This window comes from Psychrobacillus sp. FSL H8-0510 (genome assembly GCF_038008345.1).
Taxonomy (GTDB): domain Bacteria; phylum Bacillota; class Bacilli; order Bacillales_A; family Planococcaceae; genus Psychrobacillus; species Psychrobacillus psychrotolerans.
On the sequence record NZ_JBBOYZ010000002.1, the window covers coordinates 216,737 to 230,830 of the forward strand.

Genomic DNA, 14,094 nt, shown 5'->3' on the forward strand with positions numbered 1-14,094 from the left:
ACAACTCCTTTTTTACTCAACACGCAGTATTATATGGGACTTAGAAAATTATATTCCATTTATAGAGTTTAGAATGTCGAACCATAAAAAAACCCGCTATTATGCGGGCGAGTCAATCTCTTCTATAGGACGAACAACCTCTCGAAGAACAGCGAAAACATTTTCAAACAGTTTTTCCTCTATCTCTGGTTTTAATAAGGTGAACACGTAAACTTCTACTTCCTCATCCATCTTTTCGCTTTTCTCTTCGACAGACATATCCTTCCATTCCGGAGCCATCAACCAAGATAACGTCCGTTTAATCAATAATTCATTAATGATTTCGTACTTTAGGTTGTTACTATCAATATTCGGCTTCAAGAAAGGCTCGATTTCCGATGTTTCCATTTTCTCAACTGGCAAGACCTTTTTTAACCCTTTCAATCCCACCTTCATCGACCCTAGAATACTCTCTGACACACCTCCGTCGTCCGCCATACTTGCATCTGTCTCAAAAGCATGTTGATAGCTCATTCTTGGCATAAAAGGGATATTGAAAGATGATCTTAGTAATCCTGATATGTTGTTCACTTCATAACAAATAGATACTTCATCTGTTGGAACATCATTAAGCATACGCTGTATAATATTTTGAGCTAATTGTGCCTTATCCTGCTTGGCAAAAGCTAGCATAGTTAAAAGATGATAGGCCCACCACTCATTTTCTCTTGTTTGTAACCAATGCGGATAATCCTCAGCCTCTTCTTTAAACCATTCATAAACTTTCTTCTTCTCACTGAATGGTTCGTGCGACCAAGTAAATGCGTATGCCTCAAGGAAAACCTGTAGCAAATCTTTCCCTTTAGGTATCTTGCTTCCGTGTATCAAGTAAATTCTACTTCTCCATGCTGCATGCATAGCCATTGCATTCGTTGTCTCCATATAATCAGGAACAGATTACTCTGCTCCCTCACCCCCTTCGAATTGTTTAGACAAGATTAGATAATCTTGTTCAGGAAACGCATATACTGCTAGTTTTTCTTTCTTCGCTAGGTCATAGACTTCGAGTTTGTCTTGATTTTTTGTAAACAAACGATGCCTCTCGACAGAGCCATTTGTAAAGAAGCGGTTAGATGTATCTGCATCAATCTTGTCGATGTTCATTTTTTCTTTGTGTATCTCCACGATTTGCGGTTCTTTAATTTCTTTACCTAATGGATCTAACGATTCCCATATTCTACTCACGATTAATTGTTGTTCGTTTCCAAACGACACGATAGAGGTACTGTCGCCTTCTAACTCTAATAATTTAACCGCGTATAGTGTTTCCGGCTCTATTTTGAATAGTAATGAATTGTCGGAATTGCTACCAAAAATGTTAAGAGCATAAACATGTTCATCTAAAACTATCATTTCTTTTAATTGTTCCCCGATGTGTGCATAGATATGGTGTGCGTCTTCCATAGAAATACTTCCCACTTCTTTGTCGAAAGCATATAATACATGTTTGCCGGCCACTACTATCTTCTCTGGCTCGCCATGTAAAACGATATCCGTCACACTATCCTCTTTCACCATCTTGGCTTTTTTGTCTTCATAAATAAAGAGATATCCAGCATCTCCTTTCACAAACTGTTTCGCGTTACCGAGATCTTTCATATCAATTGGTTTCACGTCCAATTTGTGCTCTTGGGAAGTCACTAAGTAGACCTTTTCATCAATATCTGAATATGCAAATAGGTTTTCTGATTGCATATCTTTATAGAAAATGTAATGATCTTCTTTTTTCTTAATGGTGATTTGTTCGATTACTTCTTCATATACAATTTCTTCGACTTCTTCAATAATTTCAATGCCAATATCTTTTTCATCTACATAAGCATCCTTCTCCTTCAAGAAAATGAATTCTTCTCCCGGATAAATTGGATGCATCGCATACCCATTATTCAGATCGCGTACATGTCGAAGCATGACAATCGTGTTTCGTTTAGGAGTTAATTTGGTTTGAATGTTCCACGCATTATCATGGTTTACAATCGTAACTCGTATTTTTTCAAACTCTTTATAGCTATTATCTACACTTGTTTTAGGAACAGACTTTTCAGTAGTTTCTACCACTTTCTTTACTGTCTTTTCTTCTACTACTACCTCTTTTTCTACGCTAAGTGATTTAAGGTCAAAACGATCTTTTACCTTTCCGTCCCATGCATCATACAGTGTAAGTTTTCCATCATCTGAATATCCAACAATTTCTTGGCGAGGCTCTTTCTCCACCTCTTCCTCTATTGTTTTATCTTTTTCCTTATTGGAAAACAAGTATATAAAGCTGATAACAAGGATAAATACGAGCAGGATGAAAGCTATCCCGATAAATCTTGTTCTTTTAGTCATTTTTTTCTTCCCTCTCTTCTCTATATTTTTTTTCTAGATGAACGGCTATCGCAACTGCATCTAGTTCATGTTTAGAAAATCTCTTTTTGTTAATCAAGGATGACAAAACTTCCTTCAACTCCTGCTGCGTAGCTTTACCTTTCCCTGTTACCGTTTTACGAATGGAACCAGGAATATACTCTTTATAATCAATCCCTTGCTTCGCAGCTAGTACACACAATGCACCGGAAACAAGATTAACAGTCATCATAGAAGCAGATTCATTTCCACCTGATTTTCTGGGAGGACTGAACATTAATAATTCGCCACCCATAATAATCGGTTTGTAAATAGAGCAGTATTCCTCTAACAAGCAGAAGATGGTGTAAACTCGTGTATGAGAAGGCGTTTTTGCTGGTGTCTTTATCGTTCCGCTACTAAGTAGATGCAATCCATTCTTTGTTGCCTGAATAAAAGCATATCCACAATTAGCAATTCCTTGATCTACTCCTAAGAACACTTGATTTACTTGCACAATGGACATCCCTTACATGGAACCATTGCATACTCATCTATCTCCATCTCTACCATTAATTGATCAAATATTTTTTTGCGTTTTGGATTTTGGCGGTGAAGAACTATACTCGCTACATCAAAAATATGCATAGCTAGTGGTAAAAAGTAAATTGGATCATTTGTATCTAAATCCTCGTCGATTTTCATTACTGTATATAGTTCTGGTATTACACCATGCAACCAATCTTTCCCTATTACAGTTAGTTGTCCTTTATACTCCCCTAATAGCATGTGTTTCTTGTCTTTTTCGATTAAGTGGAAACGTTCAAAGTTCGGTGCATTTTCCAGTTTTTCCAATTCAGACTTATACACGCTGACAATATCACTTATTTCGGAAGTATAGGACATTTCTTCTTCCAGTGGATAGGACGATTCGTTGTTTGTGGTTAAATGTTCAATATATACACTTGCATCTTGACGTATCCCTGGCAAAAGGAAAGTTTCAAATGACTCTATTTGTATTCTTTCATTTACCTGTAGATACCGATGAACCTGGTGTCTTACTAAGCGAGAAAAGTAATAGTCCTGAAAGTATCCTACACCGTATTCATTCACCCACTCCACTGTTTCTGACGGTTCTTTATCCTTCATTTTTTCCAACAGAACATCTTCTAATATTGACATAGTAATAGTTGAAGACACGATATCAACTAACATCTCAAAACCTACTGCACTTTTAGCTTCGCACTCCCATATGTAGCCGTCCCTGAACGTAAAGTTAATTTCAGGCTTATCAATGCCCAGACCTATTTTTAAAGCACCTTTATTGCTAGTAATTGCGTACATAAAATCCCCCTCATATTGACAACCATATTTACCTATTGTATACTGTAGTACATAAAGTTATAAGGCGAATCAAGTCGAACTGAAACGTACGTGTTTACACAAGTGGTAAAAATACTTCCGATTGCATATATTGCTACGTGTTCATTTCAAAAAAGGAGGAAATCATATGGATGATTTCAAATTAATAAGGGGTCATGTCTATCTTGCGGAATTAGAAGCAGGCAAGGGAAGTAAACAAAGAGGAACGCGACCAGTGGTCATCATTCAAAATAATTTAGGCAATCATTTTGCACCAATTACGATTGTTGCGGCTATTACATCGAAAAAGAAAGACAAAAACTTACCTACACATATGCAAGTACTAAAAGGAACCGCCAATCTGTTAGAAGATTCCACCGTTTTGTTTGAACAAATACAAACGATATCAAAGGAATGCTTACGTAAGAAAATTGGAGAATTACCCGTACATCTTCACAACGATATGAATGAAAAGATCAAGATATCGTTGGGTATTATTGAGTTCGACACCTATAACGGTAGTAATTCAGCCAAAAGACACGCATAAAATATAGTAATTTATAAAAAAAATAAAACAAGCAATTATCCATTAAGGATTTTTTGCTTGTTTTTTTTTGGTAGCAGATGCAAGGTTGGGAAATTGCGTATGTGAAATATTTCTGTCCCTTTTTCCTTCAATTCTTCTTCCAGAGATATTTGCATCTGTGGTGAAACTACGATCATGCGTAGTTCTTTCCTTTTACCATATTTATCTTGGTACAATCGTGGATAGTTACCAGCCTGCCATAAAACATCTTTATCCTCTTCTACTTTCACTTCGCACAAAACAGTAGCCCCTCTGATGTCCTTACCAACCAGATCAATTCTTCCTTTATGAACCTCTACTTGGCGTGCCGTGAACACTAATCCTTCCTCAATTAAAGATGGTTCCTTATATAGAATCATTTCTAGTGTTTCTTCTCGCATTTTTTCGTATTTCTCTATAATAATCCCGTTTTGAAGAATAGTAGTTTCCCATTCGCAAGGATCTCGTTCTGGAACAAACAAAACACGATACGCAGTTAATCGAAAATAACAACGAAGGTCTTTATGAGGAAGTTTTTCTCTACTTTGGAGGGAATTGAAATCGTAGCGTCTTTTTATCGATTCTGATAGTCGTATTATTTTATCCCACTTACTCGCTACTTCGTTTTTCCAATAAGGTATTCGTAACGGAACCATTTGTATTGATGAATGGTACATCCCCATCGCTTCGTATATATCATCAGGAAACTCTTCCTGTTTTAGAAATCCTAAAATAGACAAGTCGTCCACTTTTTGAAATGGTCGAGTGTCGTGAGCAATAGCATAACGAATAAATAGTTCACAAAGAGCTTCTTCTTCTTTATCTCTTTGATAAAAAGACTCTAGACTCATCTTAATATCCCCCTTCTTTATGCCTGTTGTATGCAGTTCAAAGGAGAAATAATTGTATCTATTTGTTGAACTACATCGAATGATTCAAAAGCAAGGCAACTGCATATAATAAGCGATTTCAAATATAAGGAGGAGATTCCATGGCGAATCAAGTAGCAGAAAAAAATTATGTAGATCATCAAATCATCAGATTTGACGGTAAAGACTCATTCGTAGAAATTTTAAAAGGGACATTTAGTATTGATAAAGTAGCACTAGGTTTTGTCACATATGACAACAAAGCAGCTGCCGGCAATAAAAAGAAAGATGAAATCACTGTGTTCATTTCTCTTCCAGAATTCTTGCAGTTAGCACAAGATATGAAGTCTGGCCGTCTTTCTCACTTAGCAAAAACAGCACTTGCCGATATGGAAAAGGGTGGGTATTCTTATGCTAAACCTATCTTTACACTTTTAGGGGGGGTTGGTGTGAAGAAACTCGCACAGCAAGGTAAAACGCGTCCAGATGGAAAAGCTCTCTCTCGCCAGTTTAAAATTACTCCAGGTAGCAAATCACCTTGGATGTTATCTGCAGAGATTGGACCTGGGGAAGAAACTGACAAAGGTTTGATTGCACCAAAATATGTAAATGGAAGACCGGAGAAGATTATTCGTATTCCTTTATCCGATGAACATTTCAAACAGTTATTCTTAATTACGGAAAAGTACATTGAAGGTTATATTACAGCTAAACTCATGATGGAAATGCAAAACGCTGCAAAATAAGTTAAAAAAGAGAGGATGCTAAAAATGCGTCCTCTTTTTTTATAGGTAAGGGTTTTCTGCAATAAAATAACGAGTATTTACAGAAATGCGAATTGTTTTTTTGTAACATAAAAAAATGTACATATATATGTATAGTAGAATAGTGCAATATGACAAAAAAGGAGGTCTTGAGATGAAAAACAACAGAAAAAAAATCATTTTGTTCTTTAGTTTTTACAGCTTATCTCAGCTATGTCTACTAGTACTTTATTACTGTGGAGTAAATAGTTATATCATGGGAACATATACTATTGCGACATTTATTGTCTTATCAACTGCATTTGTAAAAGTCTTCACACAAACAGAAATCAATAAGTAGTTAGACATATAACAAACCGAATATTCTGACATAGTGAACCAATAACCTATATCCCGACACGCTGTAGATTATTCCCGGTTAACTACTAAATGCCTTAACGACGACGTGCTTTATTTGGCTTACCGTTAAAGACCCTCTTTAAAACATAAAAAACAGATAGAATTGGACTATTTTGCAGAATCCAGATGTATCCTCTTGGTCGAATCTTCTTGCGGCTATAAAGAACAAGAAAAACCACCCAATTAAAGGGTGGCTATGTTTTCAATATTCATCACTTCCCAGAGTTTTGGTGCATAGTCACCCTTGGCAAAAGGATGATGGCCAGTTGGCAAGACAAACTCCTTCGCTTTTAACGATAGATCTTCGGGTGAATATCCTCCTAAGAGCGTTTGAGCGTTAAGGTATACATCCTTCAGCTTTAACAGGCTTAGGAAACACAGTTCTCCCTCTTCATGATATCCAGCCAACGTTGGTGTCCAAGGGTGCCTTCTTTCTCCACGCAAGCAAGACAAATAAAACAACACGAGGTCTGTTTCAACAATCTGCGATTTCCAAACATTCAAGGATCGTTCCAAAATCAGTTGAGCCGCTGTGACTCTTCTCGATTCTTCCTGTTTATTTTCCAAGCTATAGCAAGGAAGTCCAAAATGGACAAAACTGACGTCTATCCTTTTTCTCGAGCCTTTGTTATAACTCCTTTTCTCAGATAAGATTCCATCCAATAAATGATACTGCCTTGCTCGGAGCAGAATAGCTGCAGCATGCAAAAACAACTCTCTTAACAAGAAGTTGTAATGTTCTTGTTCCCAATTATACGGTGAGGTTTTGATTTGCAGGTTATGGAAGAAATCGTTCAACTTCTGAATAGTTGCTGGGTTTTTTTCAATGACCATTTCAATTAAACAATCATGAAACTTTTGGACAAACTCCTCTGAGTCTAGTATTCTTTGGTATACAATTTCTCCTGGAAACTCAGGTCTTATTGATGTTTGTTTGTATTGAATTTGATCGAAGAATTTCTTCTCCAACCTTTCAAATGCTTTCATGGTTGGTGTTTGCATTTTCTTCTCCTTTCATTTGATAAGGTATTCTACGTAAGAAGTAGTTACTTTAATCCCAGTTAAAGAGAGCACGTCCTCGATTCATGACAAAAAAAGAACGCCACTAATGGCGTCCTTCTGGAAATATATTAACTTGCCACAGATCGCTGACCTCGGAAAGTTAACAATTCGTCTCGAGATTTTTTTCGTATGAAATCAATGGTGCGAGTTTCTACCTCTTGAAAATCAATATTACCTTCGACATCTTTTGAAAACCAATGATCTTTCTGTAAATCTAAGAACACAGTTCCAATATCTAACTGTACGTAAATACGATTCATCGTATTCTTTCCAACCTTTTTCTCCCAATAGGAAACGCGACTCACTTTAAAGGATTGCATTTCTTTACTAGGTTCGTTTCCAAACAAGTCCATTTGGCTATAAACCGAATGTAATTCTTCTTTTTCGCTCGACAACTCTTCTTTCATAAGAAGAAATGCTTTCGCTAATGCTACGGCATCGTCAATTGCTCTGTGATGATTTTCGATTTCTACGTCGTAATATCCACAAAGAGTGGACAACTTGCCGTTTGCCAATTCTAAATAAGCATTAGCCACTACTTTTGTGCAAACAACTAATTGACTTGAAGCAATCCCTAATTTTTGAAGACTTGGCTTCAAAAAGCGATCCCAGTCGAACATAGCATTGTGTGCAACGAACGGAAGGCCTTCCATCCATTCATAAAACCCTGGCAATACTTCAGATTCTAACGGTTTGCCTACCAACATTTCATTTGTAATCCCCGTAAGTTCGATAATCTTTGCATAAATCTTCTGCTCTGGATAGATGAATTGTTGATATCTATCTACTATTTTCCCTTTTTTAATTTTCACGGCACCAATCTCTATTATTCTAGCCCCTTTATCTGGTGACAAGCCCGTCGTTTCAAAATCAGCAATGATAAAATCCTCCATACTCAACATTATTCCCAGCATTACTTCCTTTTTATCTACCTTATTCACATTTGCAACCATAAGGTCACCTCCATTTGTTTTTTGATTAGTGTATCTTATGCATCTCTCGTCGTTTTATAAAGCTTTTAGAAAAGTTGTTTGGAATATTATAGAAATAATAAGAGGGCAACCCCATTGTTAAAACTGTTTTAGTAGTATGTTGAACGATGTTTGACAAATGGCATATCACATTCTACCTATACATAAGATAGGAAAAACTGAAAAGTTTGAGAGTTCTATGCTCTCAATTCTTTCTTATGGAGGGTAAAAGATATGAAGTTCAAGGAATTACACAAAGGGGTCCGTTTACGTATTGTTCAAAGTTTTTTTACACAGTTCCTTACCTATGCAATGATTATGATGACGCCTCTCTATATTAATCTTCACTTCGGATTAAAGGCGGCTGGGTTTATCCCAATGATTGGGATTGCATTAGGATTTCTCGCTAGTATCTATAGTGGATACGCAGCAGACAAGTTCGGAAGGAAACGAGTCATGCTGATTGTTGAATCTGTTCAAATAAGTTCATTTCTTGTGATTGTTCTGGCCAATTCCGTGATTTGGTTCTCACCTGGGGTTACCAGTTTAATGATGGCCTTAAACATGGTTGCCATTGCCGCTTATCGACCTGCTGCATCCGGAATGATACTAGACCTCACCGATCAACATTCTCGAAAGTTTGCTTTAATGTACCTTTATTGGGTTAGCAATCTTGCAGTCGGTATTGGAAGTTTACTAGGAGCTAGTCTTTACAAGGACCATTTCGCTATCGTTTCGTTGACTTTACTCTCTATGTCGATTGTGTCTATTCTGATTGTTTTCTTTTTCATCCCAGAGACGCGTCTTTCATCAGAAGAGAAGCCACAAACTGCCTTAGAATCTTTTAAGGAGCTAGGAACAGGCTATAAGATTATTATGAAAGACAAGTTGTTCCGTTTTTATATGATTGGAATGATTTTTTTCATTTTCATGGAAAGCCAAACGACAAATTATGTCAATGTTCGACTAGTAGAAACCTTCCCAAGCATCAACTTTCATTCTTATGAGATTACGGGAGGAAATGTCTCAGGGCTACTGTTATTAGTTAACACTCTACTTGTATTGTGTTTAATTGGAGTCTCCACCTATGTATTAAAGCATGCTACAGAAAAACAGATCCTGCGATATGGTCTAGGGATATTTTTAATTGGGGTTATTGGAATTGTTCATTTTGACTCGTTACTACCTCTTATTCTAAGCATGATGATATTGACAATAGGAGAAGTATTAACATGGCCTTTACTCGATTCATATGTAGGAGATATTGCAGATGAAAATCTGAAAAGTTCATACTTGGCTGCTTATAACACTACAGCAGATATCGGTCTTATTCTTGCCTCTTTCTGTATTGTGCTCATGGATTATTTCTCAAAATCAACCATGACTTTCTTCTTCGTTGTGATTGCATTGCTCACCTATTTATTCATGCAAAAGTTAGGCAAAATGATGGAAGATGTACGACTTAAAAAAGACGTCAATATATAGGATTTTCATTATAAGAGTCAAAAACATGTCGAACCACTCATGTTAACAGAATATTTTATGTTGTATAAGAATACAATGTATTAATCATTAGATATGGAGGTGACACACATGGAAGCAGCTCGCGAAATGGAAAAAGCAAGAGGTACAGAAGCAGCACGATAACCTCCAAAGACTTGTATACAGCATAGCTGTTGCAGGTCTTTTTTGTTTGTTCATACATAACTGACACCAATATTATCTCTTTTTTTTTGAAAGAGTCATTAATGTCGGGAAATCAAACCTTACTCCCCTGCATAGAATAGTGCGAGCATGAAAAGAAAGGAGAATTGCCCAATAGGCAATCATTCGACTGGCTGTAAAACTAGACACGGGTAGCATTAAATTAAAAAGGAGATTGAGTTAGTGGATTTAGTGTCATAAGTAGGTCTGTTTTTGAATAGAACAGAACCTAGACGCAAAATCGTCTACTCAACACACGAGGAGGAAAAACATTATGTACACACAACAACACATCGAACAACTAAACAAGGATATCGAGAAATTCGATATGATTCATCCGATTACACCTGACATGAAATTACACCGTTCTGGTGTGAATCGTATGGTCATGTTAGATCGTTACAGTCAAAAGGATACAGCTTTAAAAACGCTGAAGTCCGGAGACTTAGTTGTATTAACCGTAAAGGAAGACCCGAAATTTCCAGGGCGTGGATTTGGGTATGTTCGTTCCCTCGACAAAAAAAATAAAGAGGCAGTTATTGAATTAGAAAGCGAATATGTAGAAGAAGGTAAAGAATCTACGATTATTCGTCCGATTAACAAAATCGAAAAACCTTTGGAGTTATACTATGAGCAAATCGCACTTCGAAATGCACGTGAACTATCAGAAGATGAGGTTGAACAAGAAGTATGGTTTAAAAAGTTCACTAATTTGATTGCAATGGAAAAGCTAGTACCTGCAGGTCGTGTTCTTTACGGTGCTGGTTCTGGTACAGATGTAACTTACTTCAATTGTTATGTACTACCAATGGTCAAGGATTCCCGTGGTGGAATTAATAATCATCGCAAAAAAGCAATGGAAATCATGAGTCGTGGTGGTGGCGTTGGAACAAATGGTTCGACTCTTAGACCTCGCAATACACTTGCAAGAGGAGTAAACGGAAAATCTAGCGGTTCTGTTTCTTGGCTAGATGACATTGCGAAATTAACACACCTTGTTTCACAGGGCGGTTCGCGAAGAGGGGCACAAATGATTTTATTATCAGATTGGCACCCAGACGTCATCGAATTCATTCTGTCTAAGATGCAAAATCCAGATATTCTACGCTACATCATGAAAGAGATTGACAATCCTTTCATTCAGGAAATGGCGAAAGAAAAATTAAGCTTCACGCCTTTAACTGATTCTGAAAAAGAAATCTATGAATTGACTATTCGTCATAATGTATCTGATGAATCTCGTAATACTGCTGAGAAATCACTTAAAGATGGCGGAACTTACAGTGTGAATGACCCAGAATTCTTATCAGGTGCAAATATCTCTATCGCTCTCACAAAAGAATTTATGGCTGCGGTGGAAAACGATGAGATGTATAGCCTTCGTTTCCCCGATGTAGAAAATTACACGAAACGCGAAATGAAATTCTACAACGAAAATTGGCATAATGTTGGAGACGTTAGAGAATGGGAGAAAAGGGGCTATGCGGTGAAAGTCTACCGTGAAGTTCGAGCAAAAGATGTTTGGAATTTAATCAATATCTGTGCAACATATGCAGCAGAACCTGGTGTGTTCTTCATTGATAATGCAAACGATAAAACAAACGCAGCAGCATACGGGCAAAAAGTAGTCGCTACAAACCCTTGTGGGGAGCAGCCACTGGCACCTTATTCTGTTTGTAATTTAGCCGCAATTAACTTAAGTGTCTTCGCTAACTTTGGAGATAAAACATTTGATAAAGAAGGTTTGATTAAGACAGTTGCTGAATCGGTCAGATTGCAGGACAACGTAATAGACAAAAGTCCATATTTCTTGAAAGAAAATGAGGTTCAAGCTCTTGGAGAACGTCGGATTGGACTTGGAGTTATGGGTCTATCAGATTTACTAATCAAACTTGCAGCTAGGTACGGATCAGAAGATGGCTTAACTTTGACAAATGAGGTCTTTGAAACAATCGCTACAGCAGCCTACAGAGAGTCTATCGAACTAGCTAAAGAAAAAGGTTCTTTCTCCTTCTTGATTGGGGAGACAGAAGAAAAAACGATGGAGTTGCGTCATAAATTTATCAATACAGGATTTATGAAAGAAATGCCAGAAGATATTCGTATGGATGTCCTGGAGTTTGGTATTCGGAACTCACATTTACTGACTGTTGCACCAACAGGCTCAACTGGAACAATGATTGGGTGCTCTACGGGTCTAGAGCCGTACTACTCATTCAGTTATTATCGTTCTGGACGTTTAGGAGCAAATATCAAAGTCGATGCGAAAATCGTAGAAGACTACCTGAAGTATAACCCAGAACACGAAGGGGAACTTCCGGATTACTTTGTGTCAGCGATGGAGTTATCTCCTGAAGAGCATGTAAACACACAGTGTGCAATACAAAGATGGATTGATTCTTCTCTGTCGAAAACGGTAAATGCTCCAAAAGGATATACCGTAGAACAAGTACAAAAAGTATACGAAATGCTTCATAAAGGCGGAGCAAAAGGCGGTACGGTCTATGTCGATGGCAGTCGTTCGATGCAAGTTCTGTCCTTGATTGAAGATGATATCGCAGAGATAGCTGAAACAGCTGAAACAGTAGTGTATGGAACACAGGTTGGTAATACTTGTCCAATGTGCCGTGAAGGAAAAGTAATCGATTCCGGGGGATGTTCTACTTGCTCTAACTGTGGCTCGCAACTTAAATGTGATATATAAGAAAGTGCCCTCAGGGGCATTTTTTTAATACGAAAAACGAAACAAATACCTACCTAAAAAAATATAGATAAACCACGAATAGGAGTGTTATATGTGAAGGTGTCCATTATTGTTGCAATGGATCAAAATCGAGTGATTGGTAAAAACAACGACATCCCTTGGAGAATTCCAAAAGATTGGGAATTCGTAAAACGAACCACAAAGAGACACCCCATCATTTTAGGTAGAAAAAACTTCGAATCGATTGGCCGAGTTTTGCCAGATAGAAGGAATATTATTTTAACGAAGAATTGCATGTTTTCCTTTCCTGGATGTGAAATAGCACACTCACGAGAAGAAGTACTTGAATTATGTAAGGATGAAAAAGAGATTTTTATCTTTGGGGGAGAACAAATATACGACATGTTCATGATGGATGTAGAGAAAATATATATGACAAAGATTCACCATGTGTTCGAAGGTGATACATTCTTTCCAGAAATAGATTTGAACGAATGGACCGAGATATCAGTGGAAAAAGGCATTCGAAATCACCAAAACCCATATGATTATTACTTCCATGTCTATGAAAGAAAAATTAAGTAAACAAAAAGTTAGAGAGTGCATTAGTCCCAGAAGGACTAGTGCACTCTCTTTATGTACAAAGAATAGGTAGAAATCCTATATTAATAATAATCCATCGTTTCTTAATTCATATACTAGATCACAACGGTCTGCGACTAGACTACTATGAGTGGCGATAATGATTGTGAGGCCTTGCTCTTTTAGTTTGTCAAAGTAGCTTAAAATTTTTAAAGTCGTTTCATCATCAAGCGATCCTGTCGGTTCATCAGCAACAATTAGTTCGGGGTTATTGATAAGAGAACGAATAATCCCCACTCTTTGAACTTCGCCTCCAGATAACAATTGAATCTTTTTCGGAAATAAGTGTTTGATTTCAAGTAATTCACCTAATTGATTGATTCTATCCATATCGAAATTTTCTTCTTTTTCATTCTTGAACCATAACGGAACACAAATATTTTCTAAGGCCGTTAATTTAGGTATCATTGGACTATGCTGTGAGATATATCCAACTGAACTACCTCTGAGTTTGGTCAACTCACTAAAACTACACTCATTCATATCTACGTTATTCAAGAATAATTCACCTGATGTTGGACGCTCTAACCCAGCAATTATATTTAATAGTGTACTTTTTCCAACTCCACTTTTACCTTTAATTGCTATAAGTCTACCTCCCTCAGCATGTAAATTTACATTTTCAAAGACCGGGACGCCCTTAAACTCTTTTTTTATATTCTCTAATAAAAGTCTGGTCATAGTA

At 37.1% G+C, this 14,094-nt stretch carries 14 protein-coding genes; 6 read left to right on the forward strand and 8 right to left on the reverse strand.

What is annotated here, in order from left to right; genetic code table 11:
- Window positions 1-99: 99 nt before the first annotated feature.
- From MHI40_RS20935 to MHI40_RS20950, 4 genes are read right to left on the reverse strand one after another with little or no spacing between them, the layout of a single operon-like run.
- Window positions 100-921, reverse strand: coding sequence for a hypothetical protein (locus MHI40_RS20935; protein WP_340765181.1), 822 nt, complete (start codon window positions 919-921; stop codon window positions 100-102).
- A gap of 15 nt (window positions 922-936) precedes the next feature.
- A complete protein-coding gene (locus tag MHI40_RS20940; RefSeq protein WP_340765182.1) occupies window positions 937-2,370 on the reverse strand; it encodes a hypothetical protein in 1,434 nt (477 codons plus the stop codon).
- A complete protein-coding gene (locus MHI40_RS20945) occupies window positions 2,363-2,893 on the reverse strand; it encodes a crossover junction endodeoxyribonuclease RuvC (RefSeq protein ID WP_340765184.1) in 531 nt (176 codons plus the stop codon). Before MHI40_RS20945 ends, MHI40_RS20940 begins: the two co-directional genes overlap by 8 nt.
- A complete protein-coding gene (locus MHI40_RS20950) occupies window positions 2,875-3,711 on the reverse strand; it encodes a hypothetical protein (protein ID WP_340765186.1) in 837 nt (278 codons plus the stop codon). Before MHI40_RS20950 ends, MHI40_RS20945 begins: the two co-directional genes overlap by 19 nt.
- Window positions 3,712-3,877: 166 nt before the next feature.
- On the opposite strand from MHI40_RS20950, the gene MHI40_RS20955 reads away from it, so the two are divergent.
- A complete protein-coding gene (locus MHI40_RS20955; RefSeq protein WP_340765188.1) occupies window positions 3,878-4,276 on the forward strand; it encodes a type II toxin-antitoxin system PemK/MazF family toxin in 399 nt (132 codons plus the stop codon).
- Between the two features lie 35 nt (window positions 4,277-4,311).
- On the opposite strand, the gene MHI40_RS20960 is transcribed toward MHI40_RS20955, so the two are convergent.
- Complete coding sequence (locus tag MHI40_RS20960) at window positions 4,312-5,145, reverse strand: endonuclease NucS domain-containing protein (RefSeq protein WP_340765189.1); 834 nt, start codon at window positions 5,143-5,145, stop codon at window positions 4,312-4,314.
- A gap of 140 nt (window positions 5,146-5,285) precedes the next feature.
- Between MHI40_RS20960 and MHI40_RS20965 the strand changes: the two genes are divergently transcribed.
- Window positions 5,286-5,909, forward strand: coding sequence for a hypothetical protein (locus MHI40_RS20965; RefSeq protein ID WP_340765191.1), 624 nt, complete (start codon window positions 5,286-5,288; stop codon window positions 5,907-5,909).
- A 172-nt stretch (window positions 5,910-6,081) separates the two neighbouring features.
- Window positions 6,082-6,267: a hypothetical protein gene (locus MHI40_RS20970; RefSeq protein ID WP_340765193.1), complete on the forward strand. Its 186-nt coding sequence runs from the start codon at window positions 6,082-6,084 to the stop codon at window positions 6,265-6,267.
- A 242-nt stretch (window positions 6,268-6,509) separates the two neighbouring features.
- Here the strand turns inward: MHI40_RS20970 and MHI40_RS20975 are convergent, their stop codons facing one another.
- Window positions 6,510-7,313, reverse strand: a complete 804-nt coding sequence (locus MHI40_RS20975; protein WP_340765195.1) for a hypothetical protein — start codon at window positions 7,311-7,313, stop codon at window positions 6,510-6,512.
- Window positions 7,314-7,456: 143 nt separating this feature from the next.
- Complete coding sequence (locus tag MHI40_RS20980; protein WP_340765196.1) at window positions 7,457-8,341, reverse strand: 3'-5' exonuclease; 885 nt, start codon at window positions 8,339-8,341, stop codon at window positions 7,457-7,459.
- Window positions 8,342-8,593: 252 nt separating this feature from the next.
- On the opposite strand from MHI40_RS20980, the gene MHI40_RS20985 reads away from it, so the two are divergent.
- From MHI40_RS20985 to MHI40_RS20995, 3 genes are all read left to right on the forward strand, one after another.
- A complete protein-coding gene (locus MHI40_RS20985; protein ID WP_340765197.1) occupies window positions 8,594-9,844 on the forward strand; it encodes an MFS transporter in 1,251 nt (416 codons plus the stop codon).
- A 493-nt stretch (window positions 9,845-10,337) separates the two neighbouring features.
- A complete protein-coding gene (locus MHI40_RS20990; RefSeq protein WP_340765199.1) occupies window positions 10,338-12,767 on the forward strand; it encodes a vitamin B12-dependent ribonucleotide reductase in 2,430 nt (809 codons plus the stop codon).
- A 93-nt stretch (window positions 12,768-12,860) separates the two neighbouring features.
- Window positions 12,861-13,352, forward strand: a complete 492-nt coding sequence (locus MHI40_RS20995; protein WP_340765200.1) for a dihydrofolate reductase — start codon at window positions 12,861-12,863, stop codon at window positions 13,350-13,352.
- 75 nt (window positions 13,353-13,427) lie between these two features.
- Here MHI40_RS20995 and MHI40_RS21000 read toward each other — a convergent pair whose 3' ends face one another.
- On the reverse strand, window positions 13,428-14,090 hold the full coding sequence (locus MHI40_RS21000) for an ABC transporter ATP-binding protein (protein WP_340765202.1): 663 nt from the start codon (window positions 14,088-14,090) through the stop codon (window positions 13,428-13,430).
- Window positions 14,091-14,094 lie beyond the last annotated feature (4 nt).

Bases quoted from the DNA above. Each gene is read 5' to 3' on its own strand.
- MHI40_RS20935 (WP_340765181.1), bottom strand. From the start codon at position 921: ATGGAGACAACGAATGCAATGGCTATGCATGCAGCATGGAGAAGTAGA.
- MHI40_RS20940 (WP_340765182.1), bottom strand. From the start codon at position 2,370: ATGACTAAAAGAACAAGATTTATCGGGATAGCTTTCATCCTGCTCGTA.
- MHI40_RS20945 (WP_340765184.1), bottom strand. From the start codon at position 2,893: ATGTCCATTGTGCAAGTAAATCAAGTGTTCTTAGGAGTAGATCAAGGA.
- MHI40_RS20950 (WP_340765186.1), bottom strand. From the start codon at position 3,711: ATGTACGCAATTACTAGCAATAAAGGTGCTTTAAAAATAGGTCTGGGC.
- MHI40_RS20955 (WP_340765188.1), top strand. From the start codon at position 3,878: ATGGATGATTTCAAATTAATAAGGGGTCATGTCTATCTTGCGGAATTA.
- MHI40_RS20960 (WP_340765189.1), bottom strand. From the start codon at position 5,145: ATGAGTCTAGAGTCTTTTTATCAAAGAGATAAAGAAGAAGAAGCTCTT.
- MHI40_RS20965 (WP_340765191.1), top strand. From the start codon at position 5,286: ATGGCGAATCAAGTAGCAGAAAAAAATTATGTAGATCATCAAATCATC.
- MHI40_RS20970 (WP_340765193.1), top strand. From the start codon at position 6,082: ATGAAAAACAACAGAAAAAAAATCATTTTGTTCTTTAGTTTTTACAGC.
- MHI40_RS20975 (WP_340765195.1), bottom strand. From the start codon at position 7,313: ATGAAAGCATTTGAAAGGTTGGAGAAGAAATTCTTCGATCAAATTCAA.
- MHI40_RS20980 (WP_340765196.1), bottom strand. From the start codon at position 8,341: ATGGTTGCAAATGTGAATAAGGTAGATAAAAAGGAAGTAATGCTGGGA.
- MHI40_RS20985 (WP_340765197.1), top strand. From the start codon at position 8,594: ATGAAGTTCAAGGAATTACACAAAGGGGTCCGTTTACGTATTGTTCAA.
- MHI40_RS20990 (WP_340765199.1), top strand. From the start codon at position 10,338: ATGTACACACAACAACACATCGAACAACTAAACAAGGATATCGAGAAA.
- MHI40_RS21000 (WP_340765202.1), bottom strand. From the start codon at position 14,090: ATGACCAGACTTTTATTAGAGAATATAAAAAAAGAGTTTAAGGGCGTC.